Here is a 25,133-nt window from a genome sequence, read left to right on the forward strand (position 1 = left end):
TATTTAACTCCTCCTCATAGGTATAGATATCTCCCATTCAGTACCATCATCAACTTTAAATTTAATAGCTCCTTTAGCTTCATCAATGATCTTTTTCACTATATACATCCCAAATCCTCGTTCCCCTTCTTTACTTGTGATTCCAATGTTGTAAATAGAATTTCTGATATTCTCTGGTATCCCACAGCCATTATCCTTTACCATAATTTTCATTTGATCATCTTCCTCAAAAATTTTCATATATATTTCACCAGTCCCATCATTTTTAACTGCATCAATAGAATTTTCTATTAGATTTCCTACAACAGATCCTAACTCTTCTGATGTCATATATTGTGGTAATTTAATTACTCTTGAGTCATCATCTATTATCAAATTGATTCTAGCTTCTTCACACTTACTATATTTAGATAGTATTAACGCTGCCAAAGATACATTTTTTATTTTATCAGATATTATAGTAGTTATATTCTTTTTACTTTCCACTATTACATTAACAAACTTAATTACTTCATCATATTCTTCGAGTTGTATAAGTCCTGAGATTGTGTGAAGTTTATTCATAAATTCATGATTTTGTGCTCTAAGTGACCATGCCATTTTCTTTATACCAGTTAACTCCTCAGCCATTTTTCTAACTTCACTTAAATCTTCAAATGTTACAACTAATCCAAGAATTTGTTTTTTAAATCCTCTTATAATACTGTATTTACACATAACGTTTACTCCAGGACGAACTTTTATCTCAATATTAGTCATAGATTTCCCACTGTTTAAAACTTTTAGAGCCATACTTTCGTAGGTAAAATCAGTAATCGGCTTCCCTATATCATTTTCTTTCAAATGTAAAACTTTACTAGCTTGCCCGTTAAATAGCGTTATGCATCCATTATTATCTAAAGCTATTATACCTTCCTTTATATTTTCAATTACAGTTTCTTTTTGCTTTAAAGCCAAGGCTATTTCTTCTGGTTCAAGTCCAAATATTGACTTCTTTATATTATAAGATAGAGCTATAGCTCCCGATATACCCAATATTAATCCCATTAATATTATAGGAATAAATTTATACATTTTCGTATAGACTTCGTTATCAAATTTATTATACAACATACCAACAGCAACTGCACCTATCTGCTTATTACTATCATCATAAATAGGTGCAAATGCTCTTACAGAAATACCAAGTGTACCACTTCCTGTTGATATATATTGCTCTCCTGTGCTTAATACCCTATCTTCATCTCCACCAGCAAATCTTTCCCCTATTTTACTTTTATCTGGGTGAGAATATCTTATGCCATTCATATCCATAATTACGATAAACTCTACATTTGTCTTTATACGGGCCTTCTCTATCTCACTATTTAACAGATCAATCGGAATTGCCTTATTTCCTTTCAAATATTCTTTAACTTCATAGGTTGATGCAAATGAATCCGCTATATTCAACATATTTTTATCTATTTGATCTCTTAATAACTTTTTCATTTCAATAAAAGAAAGTATTGTTATACTTCCAATTGAAATTACAAGGATAGCTATTACAAGAGATATTATTTTACCTTTTAGCTTCATTTTATCTCCTCTATCTAATTCTAAATTTTAGTTCACTTACATTATATATAAATAATTCCTTATTACAAAATAGTACAACTTCCTTAGTAATACGTTTACTTGCTATTTATCAAAGCAATTTCCCACAAAAAGTTAAGAGCGTATCCCTAGGAATCCGCTCTTAATTCATGATTTATTAAAGCCAATAAACTAATACTCAATAATTATAGTAATACTAATGCTATCTTTTCAACTACTTTCTAATCTTTAGTATATACAGAAGTCTATTTATATTCTTTAACTTCTTCTTGCCCGTTTAAAACTCTTAGTGCACCTTGAGCTAAAGCAAGCATTTCATCTTCACCTGGATAAACAGTTATTGGAGCAATAAATTCCACTTTTTCTTTTATGATGTCTACCATCATTTTTTCGTAGGCAATGCCTCCAGTTAAAATTATCGCATCTACTTTTCCACATAAAACCGCAGCTGCTGCACCTATATCTTTTGCTACTTGATATCCCATAGCTTCATAAACTAACTTTGCCTTCATGTCTCCTTCTGATGCAAGTTGTCTAACTATTCTCCCATCGTTTGTATCAAGATATGCTACAAAGCCGCCTTTTCCAGTTATCTTCTTCAATATTTCTTCTAAAGTATATTTTCCGCTAAAACACATTCTAGCTAAATCACCAGATGGTATACCACCACTTCTTTCTGGTGAAAATGCGCCTTCTCCATCAAGAGCATTATTTACATCAATTATTCTTCCATTTTTATGTGCGCCTACTGAAACACCGCCTCCCATATGAGCAACTATAACATTTATATCCTCATAGTTCTTCATATTTTCTTGCGCATACCTCTTAGCCACTGCCTTTTGATTTAATGCATGAAATATACTTTTTCTTGGAAGTTCTGGCACTCCTGAAAGTCTTGCTATATCTTCCATTTCATCTACAACTACTGGATCTACTATAAAAGCAGGTTTATTAATAGACCTCGCAATTTCATTGGCAATTATAGCACCAAGATTAGATGCATGCTCTCCTTGAACATTTTCTTTTAAATCTTTTAACATATTATCGTTTACACTGTAGGTACCACTAACTATAGGCTTTAAAAGTCCACCTCTTCCAACTATTGCATCCATTTCAGTTATATTTATTTTATTGTCTTCTAGTATTTTTAATATAACATCTGTTCTAAAGCTTTGTTGATCGACTACGTACTTAAACTTTCCTATCTCTTCTGATGAATGTCTAAGTGTTTCCTCAAAAATTTCCTTTTCACCTTCATATACTGCTATTTTAGTTGATGTGGAACCTGGGTTTATAATTAATAATTTATGACTCACACATTTTCCTCCCCTACGTTATATTTAATTATAGTATTTGCATCTATTGTTATTATTATCAACACAGATACAAAACCTGTTTTTAAATTATACTCTGTAGGTATCAGCTTTAGCAAGTATTTTTCAATATTAAAATTAATTTTATTAATTCATACTATAGCTCTTAACCCAATACTAATAATTATTTATTGTACTACTGCTTCTCTGCTCAATTTCTTTTCTTTATTTGCTCTAAGCATTTTAAACACATAAGAAACAATGAATGGACAAACAATAGCAGATACTACGCATGCCGCTGCAACTTGTGCTGTTGCTATTGTTGCTATTGCAGCCAATGTTGGATCTGCCGCTGCAACAGCTGCTGGTGTGGCTACGGCATTTCCTGCTGTTGATCCTGTTGCAAGTCCAATTATAGGTTCTTCTCTAAATAATTTTAAAAGTATATATGCCCCTATTCCAGTAAATGCAGCTATCACTCCTAATAATATACCAGGACCTCCAGCTTTTACAATTGTATCAAGATTCATTCCTGCACCTAATGGGAATGAGAAGAATGGAATTAATAACAACTTACTGCTTCCAAGAAACTTTCTCATATCAGGGTCGACGTTTCCTAAAATCATTCCTATTCCTATTGGAATTAACACTGCAACAAGTGACATAAATGGAATTTGAGCAAGCCCTGATGCACCTAATGCAACCAAAGTGAAAAATGGACCATCTTTTAAAGATAATAGAGCATAAGCACCTACATCTGTTTCATCACCATATTGTGAAGCTAGAGATGCATATAACCCACCGTTGCAATTTGTTAGTGCTGAAAGAATCGCTAGTGGTGATAAACCTAATACACCAGCTGGTCCAAAAACTTTTCCTACAATTATACCGATACCAGCACCCACTATGAATTTTCCAGATATTAACAGCGCACCTTTTTTTAGTGCTTTAGGTGCTAATTTGAAATTAATTTGTGAGCCAATTAAAAACATAAAGCAAGCCAGAATTGTTGATGATGCCGTCGAACTAAATAGTGCTGTTGTATATCCACCAATTTTAAGAAATTGCGGACAAAAAGTGTTAACTAGTACTCCTAAAAAAAGTGGAACAAGCATCATACCACCCGGTATTTTATCAAGTGTTTTCTTAATTGGGATTTGCATATATATATACCTCCTAAAATCTTGTTTTTTATTTTTAAACCTTTACATATATCTTGCGATAAACTTCTACTTAAACAATCCATCCTAATTTATAATTTTGTTAGATATAATTAGTTATAATCGTATTTTATTTAGAATTTGTACATGTCACAAATATAGTAATTCTAATTTCTTACTTTCTAATAACATGTACAAATCGAATCCAGCTATTTTCTCGCAACCCCACTTTCTCTTGCAGCATTTGCAATTTCTTCTGCTACCTTTGTAGCAACATTTTTATCTAAAGCACTTGGAATTACATTATTTTCACTTAAATCTTCATCTTTAATGTATCCAGCTATGGCATATGCTGCAGCAAGTTTCATTTCCTCATTTATTTCTTTTGCTCTAACATCTAAGGCACCTCTAAAAATACCTGGGAAAGCGAGAACATTGTTCACTTGATTTGGAAAATCTGAACGCCCTGTTCCTATAACTCTAGCTCCAGCTGCTTTTGCTTCATCTGGCATAATTTCCGGTGTTGGATTTGCCATTGCAAAAATTATTGCGTCTTTATTCATTGCTTTAACCATTTCAGGCTTCAATATTCCTGGAGCAGACACGCCAACAAATACGTCAGCACCAATTAAAGCATCTGCAAGGCTTCCTTTTATATTATCTGGATTTGTTATTTCTGCTAAAGCATCTTTAGCATCATCAATTTTTTCCATGCCTCTATATAAAATACCTACTTTATCGCAAGCAACTAAGTTTTTTACTCCTGATGATAATAAAAGCTTAGCTATTGCAGTTCCTGCAGCCCCTGCTCCATTTACTACTACTTTTATATCTTCAAGCTTCTTATCTACTACTTTAAGTGCATTTATAACACCAGCAAGAACAACTATTGCTGTTCCGTGTTGATCGTCATGAAATACAGGTATATCAACTACTTTCTTTAATTTTTCTTCAACTTCAAAGCACCTTGGTGCTCCAATATCTTCTAAGTTTATTCCACCAAATGTTGGCGCTATCAATCTAACTGTATTAACTATCTCATCAACATCGTTAGAATCTACTAATATAGGGAAAGCATCAACATCTGCAAATTCTTTAAATAAAATTGACTTTCCTTCCATTACAGGCATTCCTGCCATTGGCCCTATATCTCCTAGTCCTAACACTGCACTTCCATCTGTTACTACTGCTACCAGATTTCCTTTCGATGTATATTTGTAGACGTTTTCCTGATTCTCATGAATTTTTCTGCATGGTTCTGCAACTCCTGGTGTGTATGCAAGACTTAAATCATCTCTTGTTTCAACCTTAACCTTAGATGTGATTGAAATCTTTCCTTGTTTTTCTTCATGTAATTTTAAACTTTCTTCAAAATAATTCATTTAAAACATCCCCTCTATATTTAAACATTTACATTTGATATTTAATATTTTGCTGTTGTTTGGTGTAACTAGATAATATCATTTTGTCTGAAAATTTAAAATATTAAGTAAGTTTAATTTATGTTTAGTAAATTAAGAATACTTTGTGTTTTTTTTAACGAGTATTTTAATTGTCCTAAATAACTTTTTCACATAGCATCAATAAATATCTTTTTAGACATATTAGCTTATGTACTATGCAAATATAAAAAAAGCATATCCTAGAAATAAAAAAACAAAATGAAGATCCTATTCTTTTGAACACGATCTCCATTTTGCATTTTCATAAGCCATTATTTAACTTCAGTTTATATGTGTAATTCCTCCAAATAAAAATAATATGAATATATGGATAGGATAATAAAAATAAAATAAATATTTTAATCCACGTCCCTTTTTTCCATTATAAAGCATCATTAGCGGTATAGCGAAAATCATAATCCACTGATTGTAACCATAAAATATATTCTTAAATGAAAAACTCGCAAATGGAAAAAACGATACTGAAAAAATTGCATAAACAATCATCATTTTTTTTCTGTCATTTCTTAAATAAAAAAATATTATTCCGAGAGCAACAAATGAAACACTTCCTTCACAAAGCAATGGACAAGGTAAAAAGGATATAATAATTCCAGCTATGTTTTTTGAAAATATTGAATAAGTACTTATTGGTAATACAACTTCAAACATTATCGCTAAAAAAATAATATAAATTTTCCTATACAAATCTTTGCTTTCATCTCTTAAATATTCAATTAGTAATATATTTAATGCTATCAAAAAGAATGTCTCGAATATATTATTACTCACTGGAAAATATGATGGATCATCAACTGATATCTTCCATGAAATAAATTTTCCTAAAGACATTACTATTGAAAATAAATATAATCTTTTAACATAAGTTTTTCTATTCCCTGTATAAAAAAAGCCTTCTGCCATTGTAAAGAAAAAAAGTGGAGCCGATAATCTCCCAAGCCAATTAAACCAAATTGGAATTCCAGTCGATGCCAAGAATTCATGCATATGATCCATTGTCATTAATACTAATGCGATTATCTTCAAAGAAAATCCACTAAACCCTTTTTGAATAATATTATTATTTGCTATATACATACTGTATCTCCTAGCTATTATTAAAACTTCATATGTAAGTTCATGCATATTTATTAATAACTATTTATTTATATATGTTCCATAAACTTATTTATGTTATTATCTATTTCTACTTCTGAAAATGCAATAATTGTTGTTGTCAGTGAATATTCTGATATATCATTTATAAACTCTTCTATCTCTTCTAAATTCTTTACAGATAATTTTACTAAGAAACATCCATCCCCTGCTATCCTATATCCCCATTCACTTCGTTTATGATTTTTAATAAAATTTTTAAATTTGTTATATTCTCCGTTCTTCATTGTAATCTTCATTATACAATCAATTGATAATCCCAGCTTTTTCTTATTTATTCTAATTGTATAGCCTTCTATAATACCACTATCTTGAAGTCTGTTCACTCTCTCTGTAACGGAGGGAGGTGATAAATTTATACGCTTAGATAATTCTCTTATTGATAACCTACTATTTTTTTGCAACTCTGATAATATTGATATATCTATTTCATCAAATTTCATATGTAACGCTCCTAGTATATTTTTTGTTCCAAATATAACCTTATCATTAGTATTATATGTCATCTAGAATGTAAATAATACTATAACTCCTATATAATATTAATTGTTAATATTATATAAAAGGAGATTTATTATGGCAAGAATCAATTTTTCAAAAGAAGGAAATACACCATTTCAAAAACTATTAGGACACAATAAAGATATTATGTTAAAGTGGTCCGATTTAGAGAATCTTCTTTTCTCTACCAATACATTCACTTCTGAATTAAAAGAACAGGTAAGACGTACTTTGGCATTTAATAATGGCTGTGAATATTGTATGGCTAAAGGTAAGCCATTCAATAACATAAACGATTCAAAGATTTTAGCAGCTACCAAATTTGCAAATTCATTTTCAAAAAATTCTGTAGTTAGCGATGAGGATTTCATCCCTTTAAATAATGAACTTTCTGAAAAAGAAATTTCAGAGCTTATTGCTCTAATATGCTTTATAACAGCTTCTCAAAAATTTGGAGCTACTCTTAATTTACAACCAAGTTGTTCAATTAATATTTAATAAAAATACCTACTAAAAGTAAATGATTTTCTTTTAGTAAGTATTTATATATATCATGAATTTAAATTTTATATTTCTCTAGATCATTTTTAAAGGTTTTTGTAATACCTTTAAAATCAGATATATTATCTATAAGTTTTTTTATCTCATTTGTATAATTTATTACACTAGCACTTACTTCTTCCGATGATGCTGAATTTTCTTCCGCAATGGCTGCTAACGCCTCTATACTATCATATACATCAGATATAGAATCAGCTTCAATATTTAACTTGCTTATAGTCTCAATCATAGAAGTTGCTACACTCTGTACTGATTGATTAGCTTCATAGCTAATATTTCGTACGACGTCTAAGTTATTGGTTTCTTTTTCTAATACATTATATTGAACATCTATGTGATCCACTAAGAAACCTATTTCTTTAACAAATTGAGCTAAATTAGAGTTAATATCAAGTACTGCCTCTTTGGACTGTTCAGCAAGTTTTCTTATTGATTCTGCAACAACAGCAAACCCCTTCCCTTGTTCTCCTGCCCTAGCTGCTTCTATGGATGCATTCAATGCTAATAAATTAGTTTGTTCTGCTATTCCTGATACTATAGATACAATATTATTTATATCTTTAGCCCTTCCTTCAAGCTGTGTTCCCTTCTCTTTAACTTCATTAAAACTCTGTAAAGATTTCAAAATATTTTTACTTGCATTTTCAACATTTTCATAGCTATTATTAATTTTAAGCATGGCATCTTCAAGTTCTGATTTATTTTCATTCTCGTTTTCAACTATATTCCTTAAGGCTTCGATGTTTCCATTAAGTGCTTGTACAGCTTTATCTGTATTCTGAGCTTGTGTAACAGCCCCATTCGCAACCTGTTCAACAACGCCACTTATTTCTGTTGAAGTATGATTCATCGAATCAGAAATCTTGTTTATTGTATTTACAAAAGTATTCATTTCATCTGTAACACCTTTAAATCCAACGAAATCTGCCTGAATTACTTTTTTATGTTCCTTAAGTAAATCATAAATTTCTTCAAAGAAATCATTAGTGGTAATTTTTCCATCAATATTGTATTCATTTTTAATTATTCGTTCTATTTCCTCTTTTATTTTTCCTATAGGTGACATCATTAAAGAAACACCTACAAATGTAGCTAAACCGGATACTAAGCTTCCTATTAAAACCTTTGTAATATCATTTATTCCTAACATTATCAAAAAAACTATAGCCGATATTACGAATGAAAATACTCCTGCCTTTGCCCCAAAACTTTTTATAATACCCAAAGAAAAAACTCTATTAAAAAAGTATTTTTTATTGTAATATACGTCTCTTTCAAAAGTAAGTTTTAATTTAAGCTCACTGCTCGTTCTTGATATTTCTTTTATATCCACTTTTTCGTTAAAGTGTTCGCAAGTCCCTTGAAGCATACCTAAAAAATAGTCAAACATTCCTCTAGAAGAATTATAGCTAAAGATAGCTTCCCTACTCGATATTGGTTCTATAGATACCAAAGGTGGCTTCGCTCCTGCAAACTTTTTTGTCATCACTACATGTACATCAAACATCGACTTTAAAAATGAATATACATTGTCATGTTTGAAAAATGCTGGATAATCATGGCTAAAAGCTTTTATATTATCTTGTCCAATTTTTCTCCAAAGAGTTCCTACCTCTATATTTTGAGATTTAGCTATGTATGATATTATTTTCTTAACTTCTCCATCGTCTACATTTTCAATAGGTGAAAATATTTTTGTTGTTCCCCAACCTATATAATCCATTGCTTCGTTGACAATTGAGTCTCCAAACAACTTTCTATTTGTCTTCATCCATGTTGATACAACGGTCCCTTTCATAAACACATTACCTCCTTTTCTCTTTTTCTATAACAGTATTTCATGCCATTTATCATATTTCACGTTATTGTATAATATAATTATACACTTATTTCCTTTAGTCAGTAAATATATTACTAGTTAATATATATTATTATTTAATATCTTCATATCTTTATTTTTAATAACCATCGCACCATTTTATTGACACAAAAGAAATAGTATGGTAAATCTAAAATAATTGAAATAAATTAATTCTATACAGTTTAATTGCATTTATAAAATTCATTAGATATTAGTATTAACAATATAATTTAAACATTAAGTATTTTCTTATTAGATTTGTTGTTACTTATCTAAAGTAGTGAGGTGATTCAGTATTGATATTTTCTAATCTTAATATAAATAAAGATGAGCCTATTTATATTCAAATTGAAAGACATATAAAACAAGGCATTAAAAACGGTGAATTAAAGAAAGATAGTAAGCTTCCATCTACAAGGGAAGTAAGTAAGTTTTTGAATATAAGTAGAAATTCTGTAATTTCAGCCTATGAAGAATTAGAAAGCATAGGAGTAATAACAACAAAAAGAGGGATAGGTACTTTTATCTCCATAGAAAGTGAAAATGAAAGTTATGAATATAATGTAGATTTTTCTAAAAGGATTAACAATTATGGAACTACCTTAAAAAAGTTTGATATTATAAAAAGTGAATTGCCGTATAAAAAGGGAATGATATCATTCAAATCCATTTCTCCTGAAAGTCATCTCTTTAATCTTGATGATTTTAAAAGATCTCTGTTAGATGCTTGGACTTACGAAGAAGCCAATCTATTAAATTACGGTTATGCTAAAGGATATAAGCCATTAATAGATTATTTTTTAGATTATATGAGAGATAAAAGAGTTGATACTAATAACAAAGATATCTTAGTAACTAATGGATTTACCGAAGCCTTTGATATAGTAATTAGTTCGCTAACAAATAATGGTGATATTATTTTATGCGAAGAGCCAACACATAATACAGCTTTAAAAATTATGAAAAGCTATGGATTAAAGATAGTTCAAGTAAAAATGGATAAAGAAGGTCTAGACTTAATATCTCTTGAAAATGCTTTAAATAAATATAATCCAAAGTTCGGATATTTGATCCCGTCTTACAATAATCCAACTGGAATCGTAACTAAAACTGAAAGAAGAAAGGAAATATATAAACTTTTTAGAAAATATTCTGTTCCTATAATAGAAGATGGCTTTAATGAAGAATTACTCTACTCAAGCTCCCCAATTGATCCAATAGCATCACTATGCGGAACTGGTAATGGAGTCATATATATAGGAAGTCTTTCTAAAATACTGTTTCCAGGTCTTAGAATAGGGTGGATATTCGCAGATGATAAGCTTATAGAAACCTTAGAAAGTGTAAAACGTGGAAGAAATATTCATTCTTCTTTTTTAGATCAAAGCGCATTTTTCTATTATTTAAAAAGTGGTGCTTTCAACAGATATGTTAAAAATGTAAGAAAATATTATAGAGATAAATACAATCTTGTACTCGATATGGTTGAAAAATATATTCCATATGAATATATAACTGGTGAGGGTGGCCTTCATGTATTCATAAAGCTAAAGAACAACATAAATGCAAGAACTCTTCTAGAACTCTGCTATAAAGATAATGTATTATTTATGCCTGGTGATATTTTTTATGAAAATTCCAATGATAATGTAGAATTTCATACTAAAACAGATGATAACAAGCCTATTAGCCATAGAAAAAAAAGCTTAAAAGGCTATGATACTTTTAGAATTGGATTTGGTCGAGTAAGTGACGAAAATATAAAAAAGGGCATTGCGATAATAGGAAAAAATATAAGACTTTTGGATAATTAGTATCTACTTAAAGTAAAAAAATCATTGCCACAAAATTATGGCCAATGATTTTTTTATTTAACACCTATTATAAGAATTTTTCCTATATATTTTTTAATGCCTGCAAAGCAGCTATATTTAGTAAACTCCAAGGTTTATTAAAATGTGGTTGGAAGAAAAAATCTGTCATTGCAAGTTCTTCTATAGTCATTTTATTTTGAATTACTACTGACAATGTGTTCATAAATTGTGTTAAATCTAAATTCGAAATTATTTGACCTCCAAGTATTCTTCTACTATCTTTATCATAAACTAATTTTAATAATGCTTCTTCGTAAGTAGGCATAAACTCTGGTCTATAATTATCTGTAACAGAAACTGCTCCTACATTAAATGATGTTGTATTTTTTGCAACTTCTTCAGTTAATCCTGTAGATGCAATGCATTTTTCATATATCTTAATTCCTGATGTGCCTTGTGTTCCCATATACTTTAATTTAGGTTCAACTATATTATGAGCAATTAAAGTTCCCATTCTCACTGCATTTGTTGCCAAAGGTATATATCGTGTATCATCAGCCGGATTGAACTTAACAACACAGCAATCTCCTGCTGCGAATACATCTTTTCTACTTGTTTGCATATATTCATCAATCATAATTGCACCATTTTGAAGTGTCTCCAATTTACCTTTTACAAGAGCAGTGCTTGGTGCAAACCCAATACATAATATAACTAAGTCTGCCTCATATTCATTATTATCAGTTACTACATGTGAAACTTTATCATTATCTCCCTTGAACAATTTAACTTTTTCCCCTAAAACTAGGTTTATTCCATGATCTCTAAATTCCCTTTCTGCAATATCAGTAAATTCTTTGTCCAAGTACTTAGACATTATTCTCTCTTCAGCATCTATTAATGTAACATTTTTATTCTGAATTTTGAAAGCTTCTGCAAGTTCCACACCGATGTATCCGCCACCAATTACAACTACATTCTTTGCATCACTGCGTCTAGCTTCAATTTCTTTTGCATGATTATAGTTTTTACATAATAAAATATTTTGTAAATTTCCGCCTTCAAATTTAGGTATTATTGGCCAAGACCCTAATGTTAAAACTAACTTCTCATAACTATCTTCAAATATCTCATCATTTTCTAAATTCTTAACTTTAACAATTTTATTATCAAAGTCGATATCTAAAACATCATGTTTCATCTTTGTTTTAACTCCTAAAGAGCTCAAATTATCTGGTGAATTATAAAATAATTTTTCTGTTTCAGTAACTATTCCTCCTATACTTAACGCAATTCCACAAGAAAGAAATGATATATTATCGTTTCTTTCATAAACTATGACATCACTATCTGGGTATAATTCCTTTAAATTAACAATAGCAGCTGTTCCTGCATGTGTGCATCCAATTACAATAACCTTCATATCATATCCTCCTGAAATATTTCAATAATTTTTACTTACAAATAATAATTATTAACTAATAACATTATATATCTTTATCTAAAAAAAATAAAGAATTTTTCTTCAAAAATACAATCATTCTATAATATCTATTTTGCAATTAAATCTCTACATTCTGTAATTAGCTATCACTTAGTGTGATAAAAGTTTTATTAGATTTATCATTGAATATATATATTATTAATTATTTGTTTATGATATATTTTATACTTCTCATTGAATAATATACTTAATGCATTTAAAAGCCTTATTCTATCTTTTTAAAGTTCAATTTTTCCATTACAAGATCCATTTTTTTTATATCAATAGGCTTTGTCGCATATACTTCACAACCATTGTTAAAAATGCTTTTGACTAAGTCCGCATCATTTAGAGCTGTTGTCATTATTATTTTAACTTTTTTATTATTCTCAATATCTTTTTGCTTTTCTATTTCTCGAATAGTCTTTAGAACCTTCACTCCATCTACCTTTGGCATCATTATATCTAAGCACACCAAATCATAAGGTTCGCCTTCATCTAATGCAATTAAATAGGCATCTAATCCTTCCATTCCATCAAGTGTGATATCGCACTCACCATACTTAGACATAAATTTAAACAAAAGCTTTCTACTTGAAAGATCATCTTCTACTATTAAAATTTTCACTGTTAATCCCCCTTATAAAATATATAGTATAAAACTTATACACTATTTATAATTTTCTCGTAGTTATTTTTAATTCCCAACTCATCTTTCTTTCTTGCCGCAAGTTCAATTTTAAATGCTAAAATCTTAATATTATTCAGACTGTTTTCTTCACAATATTCTTTTATTTCATGAGCTATATTTTCAATCTTAATGTAATCTTCTAGCGTTTTTTCTTCAATAAAATATCTCTCCATGCTATATAACCATTTTAACAACGTCTCCTTAATCTCTTTATCAACTATAATAAAACTATTATTATATGTAGTATTTCTTAAGAATAGTTGAATGGTGCTTTTTGCCTCTAAGTCGATGTTCTTTAGAGTCCTTTCTAAAATTTTTTTAAGTTTATTTATATCTATTGGTTTTGAAATATAGTCATCCATGCCTTGTGATAAAAATCTTTCTCGATCTCCCTTCAAAGCATAGGCTGTCATCGCTACAATAGGAATATGCCCTCCTGTTTTTATTTCATTTTTTCTAATTATCCTAACAGTTTCACTTCCATCTAATTCAGGCAATTGTACATCCATTAGAATTAAATCAAATCTGTAATTTTCAATAAACTTCAAAGCTTCAACTCCATTTGATGCAATCTTTATATTAATATATCCCAGCTCTTTCAACACTTTTTTAATCACTATCTGATTGATCTTATCATCTTCTACTACGAGAATTTTTTCACTCTTAGAATTTTCATCATTTATTTTTTGATGATCTAATTCTCCAATATCATCCATTGCCTTATCTAATTTAATGGCAAAGTAAAATTTACTTCCAACTCCTTTTTCACTCTCTACTTCTATATTCCCACCCATTAATTCTACAAGTTTTTTGGAGATAGAAAGTCCAAGTCCCGTTCCTCCATATTTTCTTGTTATAGATCCATCAACCTGACTAAAACTCTTAAAAAGGTGTTGCATCTCATCTCTGCTAATTCCAATCCCTACATCTTCGACCACAAACTGAATTTCATATTCATTTTTACTTTTGTTTATCTTTCTTACTTTTATAATTACAAATCCAGATTCTGTGAATTTTACAGCATTAGAAACTAAATTGTTTAATACTTGCTCAAGTCTATATACATCTCCAACTAAAACTTGCGGAATATTCTCATCAATCGTATAGTGAAGTTGTATATACTTTTCATTAGCCTTTGGCAAGTTAGTATATATTACATTTTTAATAAGAACTTGTATATTAAAATTCACATTCTCAATCAAGACTTTCTCTGCTTCAATTTTTGACAAATCTAAAATATTATTTATTAATGATAATAACGAATGAGCACAACTTTTTACAATACTCAGATTTTCTTTCTGCTCTTCTGTAAGATTAGTTGAAAGCGTCAAATCTGTCATACCTATTATTCCATTCAATGGAGTTCTTATTTCGTGACTCATATTTGCTAGAAACTCACTTTTAGCTCTATTGGCTGCCTCTGCTGCTTCTTTAAGTTTGAAAAGTTCTTCTTTTGTCAGTGCTCGGTCAAACTTATACACATTTTCTCTTTCATTCCCCACAATATTCCCCAACCTTTCCCTTTAGATATATTAACTCCTTTTAATACTATCCTTATTTTAGAGGAATAAACCGCTTATCTTATCTCATTCTATATAATTAAGGTAGGAAGCAAAACAAAAATTTCTCTTAATTTTCTCTTCCTACCTTTATCTTTGTAGATTAGTATTTACCAAATTCACTATCACTTAGTTTTATTCTTTTTTTATTTGAAGTAACTGCCACTTCTTTATCTAGCGAGTTGTCTCCAATATCATACGATTGTCTCAATATATAGTTCTTACTATTTTTGCTTACTCTTCCTCTCGAGCTATCATTTTTAAGTTTAAAACTAGAAACTAAATCTTTAAGCAATTCTGATTGACTTGAAAGTTCCTCACTAGCTGCCGCACTTTCTTCCGCCGTTGCTGAGTTTGTTTGAACAACTTGTGATACTTGCTCTATTCCTAAATTTACTTGTGATATTCCAGTAGCCTGTTCATCTGAAGATGCCGCTATTTCTGATACGAGAGTCGCTGCTTTAGATACCCCATCAACTATTTCGTATAAAGCTTTTGCTGTGTTATTAGCAATTTCAGTTCCATTTTCCGATTTCTTTATGGAACCTTCAATAAGAGCTGTTGTTTCTTTCGCTGCATTTGCACTCCTAGCTGCTAGATTCCTAACTTCTTCAGCAACTACTGCAAAGCCTTTTCCATGTTGTCCTGCCCTTGCGGCCTCAACTGCTGCATTTAGCGCAAGTATATTGGTCTGAAATGCTATTTCATCTATTACCTTTATAATTTTAGAAATATTGGCTGAAGATTCATTTATTTCACTCATAGATTTAAGCATTTCATTCATATGCCTACTTCCTTGTTCTGCATTTACTTTTACTTCAAGAGCTAACTCCTTAGCCTGATTCGCATTAAAAGCATTTTCCTTAGTTTGTGCTGCAATTTCGGTTATTGACGATGTCAATTGTTCTATCGCACTTGCTTGCTCTGTAGCTCCCTGTGATAATAACTGGCTACCGTCTGAAACCTGACTCGCACCTGTATAAACTTGTTCTGACACATTATTTATTTCACTAAGAACTGAATTTAATGAATCTATTATTGTATTTAGAGAAATTGATATGCTATTAAAATTACCATGAAACTCTTTTGCATTTTCAATATTGAGATTACCTTGTGAAATTTTTCCTATTATATCAGAAATCTCTCCAACAACACGTTTTAATCCATTTTCAGTCTCATTAACAGCTTTAGCTAGAATTCCAAACTCCCCTTTATAATTTTCACTTACTGGAACATCAAGGTTCCCTTTAGATATTTCACTCATAACACTTGTAACTTCCTTAATTGGTTCTACCATAGCTCCAATCAATTGATTTACACCCTCTACAACCTGTTTAAAGTCTCCACTGTGTTTTGTTTCATCTGCTCTTATATCTAATTTTCCTTCTATCGCAGCATTTGACAGCATTTTAGCATCAAATATAAGATTATCTATTGCACTCTTAACATCTTTTAAACTATTAGATATTCCTTCAAATTGTCTGCTAACTTCATTAGTAAATTGATCTGCTTCTTTAATTTTTAAGTCAAAATTAGTATTTCCACATGCCAAAAGCTTTAGATTTCCCTCAAGTCTCTTAACTTCACCCTTTGTATAATCGCTTACCCTAATAATAGGTGTTAAATCAGTTACAACTTCCACATATCCTACATTCTCACCATTTTTATTCTTTAAGTAAGACGTATCTTGCTTATTGCTCATGCCACACCATTCAAAGAAACTTTCTGATTTTCCCTTATGTAGCTGTTTTATACCACATTTTTCAGTATTACATATATTAGCCCCCGCATGACTACACGCCAACCCGTAACCAGATTTTCGATCTCTAATGACACCTTGATTAATCATTAAATTTTCAAATGACTTGTTCATATACGTCCAATTCATATCATTGTCTGTAACATGAATTGGGAAAGGTATAGCATCTATAATAGCCTCATACCAAACAGCCTTATCTACTACAGTATCTAAAGTTCCATTTACTCCATCTATTACTTTTCTGAAATCTCCTTCATGTTTTCCTGCATCAGCTCTTGTTTCAAACTTTCCTTCTATTGCCGAATTTGATAACATATTTACATCTGTCACTAGCATCCTTACATTTTCTACAACCTTATTTAATGCAGGAGCTATTTCATCTTTTTCATCTTTCGCAACTATATTAATATCCATGTTACCTTTAGCTATTTTATTCATAGCCCCTATAACATCATTCTGTAATGTGTTAGAAAACGAGTCCATAACCTTAGCCATTTGTCCTATTTCATCGTTAGTTGATATGTCCACTCTTTCACCAAGATGCCCTTTACTCATTTCACCAAGAATAGTTAATACTTTATTTATCGGTCTACTAATTAATCCCGATATTATAATTCCAAATACTAAGGCAATAACTATTCCCATAGAAATTACTACAAGCATTATAATAATTGCACTACTCGCAGCTTTTGAATTAATGTCAGCCTTCACTTTACCTTCTGCTTCTTTTAGCTCAATAAGTTTGGTAGCTGAATTATCAATATTACTAGAGAATATGCCTGCATCACCATTCATGATACCTACAGCCTCTGTATCTTTATTTTGCAACGCTAAATCAATAAATTTATCTCTAAGTGGTCTGTATTTATCCATATTTACTTTTAAATTATTATATTCATTAACTAATTCTTGATCTTTAAGGGTGAGCTTAAGCTCTTCCATAGCTTTATCTATTTCTTCATCATTTTTAGATATTATATTCTTACTTTCATTATTTTTATATGTATCAGTTTCAATTAACAAAGTTCTACACAATACTTTATTTTTTTGTAAATTTACCTGTATAGTACTGGCAAAACTAATAGCTTTTGTGTTGTCTTCATATAGATCGCTATCTAATTTACTGATTTTTTGTAAATTAAAAATCCCCACCGATCCTACAATTCCCATTAATATAACAATTCCTAAAAACGCCGTTAAAATTTTACTCCTTATCTTTAAATTCAAAAACCACTTCATATTCTTTACCTCTCATCTTCTTCAAATTTTATCTGAACGTAATTTGATTTAAACTTACTTAATATGCTCTTACAATTATTAATTTTCTCCATTCTTTAATTCTTCTATTTCATCATCTTCTAAAAGCCTATTACAATCTATAAGAAGCCTTACTTCATTCTGAATCTTTCCAATACCCTTTATATAACTATTTGAATTGTGCTTCTCTAAATTTACTTTTGGAGGAGGAGAAATATTACTTTCATCAATATTGGCAACCTCTATAACTTTATCTATTATTAAACCGATATCTATATTTTCAATTTCAACTACAATAATGCATGTCCTATCGTCATATTCTTTTTCCTCTTTTTTCAGTTTAATCCTGACATCCATCACTGGTATTATTTTTCCTCTTAGATTTATTACACCTTTAATATACTTAGGTAATTCCGGCACCTCTGTTATTGGCTCAACTCCTATTATTTCTATTACATATTTAATATCAATTCCATAGCACTCTTGACCGATCGAAAATATTAGATATTTATCCTTTTGAGTATCTTCTTCATTTTCAATCATTACATCCACTAACTCTGACATTCTAATCCTCCCATAACGCAATTTTATAAGTTAACAATTTCAGATATATCTAATATTAAGCTTATAGTTGCATCTCCCAATAATGAACAACCACTTATTGCTTTCACCTTTTTTATATATTCTGGAAGTGCCTTAATAACAACTTGTTGCTCTCCAATAAGTTCATCTGCGAAAATACATTTTGCTTTACCTTGATCTTCAACCATAATTACAATACCATCTTCTATATTTACTACATTAGTTTTTATATTATAGAACTCATGAATCTTTAATATAGAATAGCATTCTCCTCTTATTAATATCATTTCATTATTATCTATATCTCTTATAATATCTTCCTTTTTTATAATGAATGATTGCCTTATTGAAGTAACAGGAATAGTAAAAACTGATTTTCCTACCTTTATTGTCATCCCATCAATAATCGCAAGAGTTAATGGAATTTTTATAGAAGTTGTTGTTTCTTCACCAGGTATACTATCGACTGTCACAATCCCCCTGATTTTTTCAATCTCCTTTGTAACCACATCCATTCCAACCCCACGTCCTGAAAATTCTGTAACATTTTCCTTGGTTGAGAAACCAGGTAGAAAAATCATTGAATATATCTCTCTATCTGTCAAATCGTTTTCCTTTACTTTTAGTAGTCCATTATCTTTTGCCTTTTTTAATATCTTATCTTTATTAAGGCCTTTACCATTATCTTTTATAATAATCCAAACTTCTCCACCAGTGTTTTTAGCCTCAATAGTTATTTTTCCAATTGAAGGTTTCCCATTTGCTAACCTCTCTTCCTTGGTTTCTATTCCATGGTCCATTGAATTTCTTACTATATGCATTAATGGATCACCTATATGCTCAATTATATTTTTATCTACTTCTGTCTCTTGTCCTATTATTTCAAGTTCTACTTCCTTATTCAATTTCTTACACATATCTCTAACTATTCTATTCATTTTAGTTAATGTCGGGGCAAGTGATACCATTCTTATTGACATAACAACATCTTGAAGATCAGAAAGCCTTTTTCTATGCTGCCTCGCTGCCTTATTAAAACTATCCAATTGCAATTCAGATATTTCTGGATTTTTAGTTACCATCGCTTCTGAAATAACTAATTCTCCTACTAAATCCATTAACTTATCTAATTTATTTACATCTACGCTAATTAAACTTTGTTTATACGATAAGCTTTTAGAAGCTACTTTCTCATTGTCATTTGTATCATTAACTATATTATTAATTGACTTTATAATATCCTCTTGTGGTTTTTCGTTCTTCTTACTAAATTGCTCACTGAATTCAATTTCACTATAAAATTTGTTTATATCAACATTATTCAAAAAAGCATTTTCCATCAAAAGTGTTCTAATATCCTCAATACTTTGATTTGTCTTGAAAAATATTTTAAATCCCTGCTTCTTTATAATTTCACACGTATCATTATTTTCAATAATATCTTCAGGATAATAATATGAAACTTCAGAAATCTCTTTAAGCTGATGCACAACAGTAAAGCATCTTATATTCTCCATATCACATTCTTCATCAAAAAACAAAGTAGCACTAAATAAATTAAGGTTCGAATTTACCCTATCAGTGCTTAAGTAATATTTTTGTTCTACATCTTCCTCACTTACTAATTCATCTGACCCGCCATTTCCCGAATCTTCTGAATTTTCATCGTATGTTTTAAGGAGTTTTAAAAACCCCTTAACTTTCTCTATAAATAAAGTAAAATCTCCATCTGTGTCTTTATTATTATTTATTTTTTCTGTTTCTATTTTTATTAAATCGCTTCCTTCTAAAACTAAATCTGTAAGTTTTGAATAATCTATTTTCCCTGGCTTTGATTCTCTAATAAAATAGAATAAATCTTCTATAGTGTGAGAAAGATTAGAAATGTTATCAAACATCATCATCCCAGAAGAACCTTTAATTGTGTGCATTATTCTAAATATTTCATTTATAGCTTCTGTTTCTAGTCTCTTATTCTTTTCACTATCAATAATGAGTTGCTGAAGTTGTTCTATCATATCAAATGTTTCGAATATAAACATTTCTAGCATCGGTTCTCTAGTATCCATGCTTGTCCTCCTTAGTAAACACTCTTAAAACTTGCTTAATGCTTTAACAAGATAATCTTCTTTAAATGGTTTTACTACGAAACCTTTAGCACCTTGAATTACAGCTTCCCTAATTTTGGTTTCTTGCCCCATAGCACTTAACATAATTACCTTAGCCTTTGAATCAAATTTCATTATTTCAGTTAATGCCTCAATGCCATCCATATCAGGCATCGTAATATCCATTGTCACAAGTTCAGGGTTTAGCATTTTATACATTTCAACAGCTTTACGACCATTTTCTGCTTCCCCAACAACTTCATAACCATTTTTTTCAAGCATTGTTTTTAAAGATAACCTCATAAATGCAGCATCATCAACTACAAGTATTCTTTTCATAAATAATCCCCTCCAGTTTCATCATAACTTCATTAAGATAATAATATTTCAATCTATATTACTACAAAATCCTTCCAATCCATTTAAATAATAGCCTTTTATAAATTATATTAAAAATAATTGCAAGCATATTTTATTTGCAAACGTTTATAGGTGAAATACTTGCATAAATTGGTTGTATTATGTAAACAACTATCTGATTATAATTTAAATGATTTATCTTTAAAAGTCAATGCTTGTATTATTCTGTCTGTTTGTTCTAAAAATTAAGCATATTTGTATATTCTTACTATACCAATGTTTCATATTTACAATATTTTTTTAGCATAATATTATTTTTTATCAAATCAAACATAAAGTGTAAAATAAGCCAGTATAAATAATAAAACAACTATCCAATTGCCCTCTAATTGGATAGTTGTTTATATTTGGCTGATAACTCTCAACTAATTTTACTTATATTTTAATTCTAAATAAATTTATATACAGTGAAAAATATATAATTTATATTAGTACTGCTAAAATTACTAGTGACATAATTTCAATATCATACTCAGTTATTAATTATATTACTATATTAATTTAAACTGTTTTAATCCTTTATAAATACCATCATTTTCAATATTATCTGTTTTATATTTTACAACATCAAGAATCTCAGGACTACTGTTTCCCATTGCAACTCCATATTTAACATATGTTAGCATATCTATATCATTTAAACTATCACCAAATGCATATGTATTTTCAATATCAATTTCTAAACGCTCTATAATCGCCTCTATTCCCTTTACCTTAGAAAATCCTTTTGGTACTAATTCAATAAATTCTGAACTATGACATATGCAGTCAAAATCCTTTTCTATTATTGAATATGCTTCTTTAAAATTACTATTCTCATATGTTCTGCATGTAATTTTATTGAAACTATGTTCATTTCCTGTTATTGGCTTTATTTTTTCCCTATATTTATTTTTAAACATCATTATTGAAGATCTTTTATCATCGATAAATTCCTCCTCATCCATATATAAATAATCTTGTCCTTCTAGAATGCAAAATACTTTATTATTTTTTAAAGCACTTATTGCATTATCCGCTATTTGCTTTTCCAAATCTATGTTATAAACTACGTTTCCATCATATTCTACATAACAACCACAAGATGCGAGTATTCCATCAAACCCAATATCAATTAGATCTTGTGAAATCATTGCTCTTGCCCTTCCAGTTGATATAAAAGCAAGATGCCCATTCTCCCTTAGCTGCCTAATACCTTTTATTGTACTCTTTGGCACACCAACTTCATGATTATATAGTGTCCCATCTATATCAAAAAAAACTGCCTTCTTTTCCATTCTTACCTCCTTAAAAAACAATTACATTCACAACTATATCATACATTAATAACAAAAAAAGTTAAAGGTAATATATATTATTTACTTTAAATATATAATAATGAGAGCTAAATTTTCCTTAAAATATGTTGCAATTTAATTTCAAATGTATAAATTAATACTATTAAGAAAGATAAGGTGGTATCTGAGTGGATATAAAGAAATTAATCAATGAAATGACCTTAGAAGAGAAAGCCTCTCTCTGTTCTGGAAAAAACCTTTGGGAAACTAAAGAAATTGAAAGATTCGGAATTCCTTCAATAACTTTTGCGAATGGTCCCTATGGATTATCAAAAATAGACTGTGATTTTTATGACCCTGTTCCAACTACATGTTTTCCAACGCCTACTGCCTTGGCCGCAACTTGGGATGTTAATCTTGCTTATTCTGTCGGAAAAGCTATTGGTGAAGAATGCTTAGCTGAAAATGTTAATATTCTCTTTGGTCCTGCTGTAAATATTCAACGTTCTCCATTAAGCGGAAGAAATTTTCAATATTTTTCAGAAGATCCAGTTCTAAGTGGTGAAATGGGTGCAGCTTTTATAAATGGAATCCAAAGTGAGGGCATTGGCGCATGTGTTAAATATTACATTGGAAATAACCAGGAATCACATAGACAAAATATTAATAACATAATTGATGAACAAACTTTAAATGAAATTTATTTATCAAACTTTGAACGGGTAATAAAAAATTCTAATCCCTTCGCTGTAATGGTTGCTTACAATAAAATAAATGGAATACCTTGTACCGAAAATGACTATTTGTTAATCGATATTTTAAGAAATAGATGGAATTTTGACGGATTGGTTTTATCAGACTTATATGCAGTAAATTCAATAATAAATTCATTACAGGCTGGATTAGACTTAGAATTTCCAAACTCACTTAATAATACAAAACAAATTATAGAAGCTGTACTTAGTGGTACTTTAGATTCATCAATCCTTGATAATGCTATTGAAAATATATTAAATACTATATCTAAAGTTATTAAACCTGTAAAAGAATGTGAATGCACTATTTATGACAAAGAAAAGCATAATGATTTAGCAAGAGAAGTTGCTGAAGATAGCATTGTCCTTTTGAAAAATAAACGTAATCTTTTACCTTTAAAAAAAGATAGGTTGAAAAATAGGAAATTAGCCATAATTGGAAAATATGCAAAAGAAACAAGATGTCAAGGTGATGGTAATTCTAATGTCATACCTATAATGTTTGAAAATGCCTATGATGAAATAGTAAAACTCGTCGGAAGTTCCGTCAAAATATATTATGAAAAAGGTTATAATACTTCTAAAAATTCAGAAGATGATAATAACACACTTCTTGCAGATGCAAGAAAAACTGCACGTACCGCGGATATAGTTATATTATTTGTAGGAACTCCACAATACTATGATAAAGAATATGCTGACAAGGTAAATCTAGATCTCCCCACTGATCAAGTGAAATTAATTAAGGAAATAGGTAAAGTCCAGAAAAATTTAATTGTAGTACTTAGCAATGGATCTCCAGTTACTATATCATCTTGGGCCAAATATGCTGATTCTATTTTAGAAACCTGGCTTCTAGGACAAGCAGGTGGAGGTGCTCTTGCAGAAATCCTATTTGGTATCGCTAATCCATCCGGTAAATTACCAACTACTTTCCCTATACAATTGTCAGACACTCCAACATATTTAGATTATATAGATTCAGAAAATAATTTACAGTATAAAGAAGGGCCTTTTGTAGGCTATAGATATTATGATAAAAAAAATATAAATGTTGAATTTCCTTTTGGATTCGGATTGTCCTATACTACTTTTAAATATAGCAACTTAACTCTTGATAAAGATATATTAACTGATAATGATACATTAGAAATTAAACTTAAAGTAAAAAATACTGGAAAATATTTTGGTAAAGAAATTGTACAGTTATATATAAAGAATACTGATAGTAACATTTTAAGACCTGAAAAAGAATTAAAAGCCTTTACAAAAGTATCTCTTTTTCCAGATGAAGAAAAAGAGGTGAGTTTTTTGATTGATACAAAAGATTTTTCTCACTATGATATAAACACAAATAGCTGGGTAATTGAAAGCGGTCCTTATGAAATTTTAATTGGTAAATCTTCTAGAGATCTTCCTTTATCTAAAAACATTTATGTTCAGTCACCATATCTACCTAAGACTAATTATACTAGAGATACACTCGCACAAGATTTTCTCATTAATCCAAAAACTAAGGCAATTGTAGAACCTTTATTAAGCAGCGCTGCTCAATCCATAACTTCTGATACAAATGCGCAAGAAAAGCTTATAAATTACTTTAAAAATATTCCTATAGGAAGATTCACTACCTTAAGTAATGGAACATTCACCGAAAAAATGCTAAATGATCTTTTATATTCTGCGAATGAAGCTTAATTATAGAATATCTTCATTTATAATTCAAAATAAAATTACAACAATATATCTAAAAACTATATATTAGTTTATTCACATTAAAAAGAACATGTTTCATATAAGTATTTATCAACTTAATAC

General features: G+C 29.7%; 18 protein-coding genes. 3 read left to right on the top strand and 15 right to left on the bottom strand.

What is annotated here, in order from left to right; translation table 11 throughout:
- Positions 1-3: 3 nt before the first annotated feature.
- The 6 genes from F3K33_RS20495 to F3K33_RS20520 all read right to left on the bottom strand — a co-directional run bounded on the left by F3K33_RS20495 (position 4) and on the right by F3K33_RS20520 (position 7,130).
- Positions 4-1,578 (bottom strand): ATP-binding protein, encoded by a 1,575-nt coding sequence (locus tag F3K33_RS20495; RefSeq protein WP_023973029.1) that lies wholly within the window; start codon positions 1,576-1,578, stop codon positions 4-6.
- Positions 1,579-1,841: 263 nt separating this feature from the next.
- Entirely contained in the window at positions 1,842-2,912 is a 1,071-nt protein-coding gene (gene buk, locus F3K33_RS20500; RefSeq protein WP_023973030.1) for a butyrate kinase, read from the bottom strand.
- 185 nt (positions 2,913-3,097) lie between these two features.
- Entirely contained in the window at positions 3,098-4,072 is a 975-nt protein-coding gene (locus tag F3K33_RS20505; RefSeq protein WP_031275504.1) for a 2-keto-3-deoxygluconate permease, read from the bottom strand.
- A gap of 206 nt (positions 4,073-4,278) precedes the next feature.
- The gene (locus tag F3K33_RS20510) at positions 4,279-5,451 is read right to left on the bottom strand and encodes an NAD(P)-dependent malic enzyme (protein ID WP_023973032.1); all 1,173 of its coding nucleotides are present in this window, start codon (positions 5,449-5,451) and stop codon (positions 4,279-4,281) included.
- A gap of 342 nt (positions 5,452-5,793) precedes the next feature.
- A complete protein-coding gene (locus F3K33_RS20515) occupies positions 5,794-6,609 on the bottom strand; it encodes a TraX family protein (RefSeq protein ID WP_039772030.1) in 816 nt (271 codons plus the stop codon).
- A gap of 68 nt (positions 6,610-6,677) precedes the next feature.
- On the bottom strand, positions 6,678-7,130 hold the full coding sequence (locus F3K33_RS20520) for an Lrp/AsnC family transcriptional regulator (protein ID WP_023973034.1): 453 nt from the start codon (positions 7,128-7,130) through the stop codon (positions 6,678-6,680).
- Between the two features lie 133 nt (positions 7,131-7,263).
- Here F3K33_RS20520 and F3K33_RS20525 point away from each other — a divergent pair, with 133 nt between their 5' ends.
- Positions 7,264-7,686, top strand: coding sequence for a carboxymuconolactone decarboxylase family protein (locus F3K33_RS20525; RefSeq protein ID WP_023973035.1), 423 nt, complete (start codon positions 7,264-7,266; stop codon positions 7,684-7,686).
- 61 nt (positions 7,687-7,747) lie between these two features.
- On the opposite strand, the gene F3K33_RS20530 is transcribed toward F3K33_RS20525, so the two are convergent.
- Positions 7,748-9,547, bottom strand: a complete 1,800-nt coding sequence (locus tag F3K33_RS20530) for a heme NO-binding domain-containing protein (RefSeq protein WP_023973036.1) — start codon at positions 9,545-9,547, stop codon at positions 7,748-7,750.
- A gap of 359 nt (positions 9,548-9,906) precedes the next feature.
- Between F3K33_RS20530 and F3K33_RS20535 the strand changes: the two genes are divergently transcribed.
- On the top strand, positions 9,907-11,424 hold the full coding sequence (locus tag F3K33_RS20535) for an aminotransferase-like domain-containing protein (RefSeq protein WP_023973037.1): 1,518 nt from the start codon (positions 9,907-9,909) through the stop codon (positions 11,422-11,424).
- Positions 11,425-11,506: 82 nt separating this feature from the next.
- Here F3K33_RS20535 and F3K33_RS20540 read toward each other — a convergent pair whose 3' ends face one another.
- From F3K33_RS20540 to F3K33_RS20575, 8 genes are all read right to left on the bottom strand, one after another.
- Positions 11,507-12,847 (bottom strand): FAD-dependent oxidoreductase, encoded by a 1,341-nt coding sequence (locus F3K33_RS20540; protein WP_039772032.1) that lies wholly within the window; start codon positions 12,845-12,847, stop codon positions 11,507-11,509.
- A gap of 286 nt (positions 12,848-13,133) precedes the next feature.
- The gene (locus F3K33_RS20545; protein WP_023973038.1) at positions 13,134-13,535 is read right to left on the bottom strand and encodes a response regulator; all 402 of its coding nucleotides are present in this window, start codon (positions 13,533-13,535) and stop codon (positions 13,134-13,136) included.
- A gap of 35 nt (positions 13,536-13,570) precedes the next feature.
- The gene (locus tag F3K33_RS20550) at positions 13,571-15,100 is read right to left on the bottom strand and encodes an ATP-binding protein (RefSeq protein WP_039772034.1); all 1,530 of its coding nucleotides are present in this window, start codon (positions 15,098-15,100) and stop codon (positions 13,571-13,573) included.
- Between the two features lie 160 nt (positions 15,101-15,260).
- Positions 15,261-18,155 (bottom strand): methyl-accepting chemotaxis protein, encoded by a 2,895-nt coding sequence (locus F3K33_RS20555; protein ID WP_023973040.1) that lies wholly within the window; start codon positions 18,153-18,155, stop codon positions 15,261-15,263.
- 78 nt (positions 18,156-18,233) lie between these two features.
- Positions 18,234-18,737 carry a chemotaxis protein CheW gene (locus F3K33_RS20560; protein ID WP_012060175.1) on the bottom strand — a complete coding sequence of 168 codons (504 nt, stop codon included), beginning with the start codon at positions 18,735-18,737 and terminating at the stop codon, positions 18,234-18,236.
- A gap of 23 nt (positions 18,738-18,760) precedes the next feature.
- A complete protein-coding gene (locus F3K33_RS20565) occupies positions 18,761-20,824 on the bottom strand; it encodes a chemotaxis protein CheA (protein WP_023973041.1) in 2,064 nt (687 codons plus the stop codon).
- Positions 20,825-20,848: 24 nt separating this feature from the next.
- A complete protein-coding gene (locus F3K33_RS20570) occupies positions 20,849-21,202 on the bottom strand; it encodes a response regulator (protein ID WP_012060177.1) in 354 nt (117 codons plus the stop codon).
- A 572-nt stretch (positions 21,203-21,774) separates the two neighbouring features.
- Positions 21,775-22,560, bottom strand: a complete 786-nt coding sequence (locus F3K33_RS20575) for a Cof-type HAD-IIB family hydrolase (RefSeq protein ID WP_039772036.1) — start codon at positions 22,558-22,560, stop codon at positions 21,775-21,777.
- A 188-nt stretch (positions 22,561-22,748) separates the two neighbouring features.
- Between F3K33_RS20575 and F3K33_RS20580 the strand changes: the two genes are divergently transcribed.
- Positions 22,749-25,013 carry a glycoside hydrolase family 3 C-terminal domain-containing protein gene (locus F3K33_RS20580; protein WP_039772038.1) on the top strand — a complete coding sequence of 755 codons (2,265 nt, stop codon included), beginning with the start codon at positions 22,749-22,751 and terminating at the stop codon, positions 25,011-25,013.
- The last annotated feature ends 120 nt before the right edge of the window (positions 25,014-25,133 follow it).

It is taken from the genome of Clostridium beijerinckii (assembly GCF_008705175.1).
Classification (GTDB): Bacteria; Bacillota; Clostridia; order Clostridiales; family Clostridiaceae; genus Clostridium; species Clostridium beijerinckii.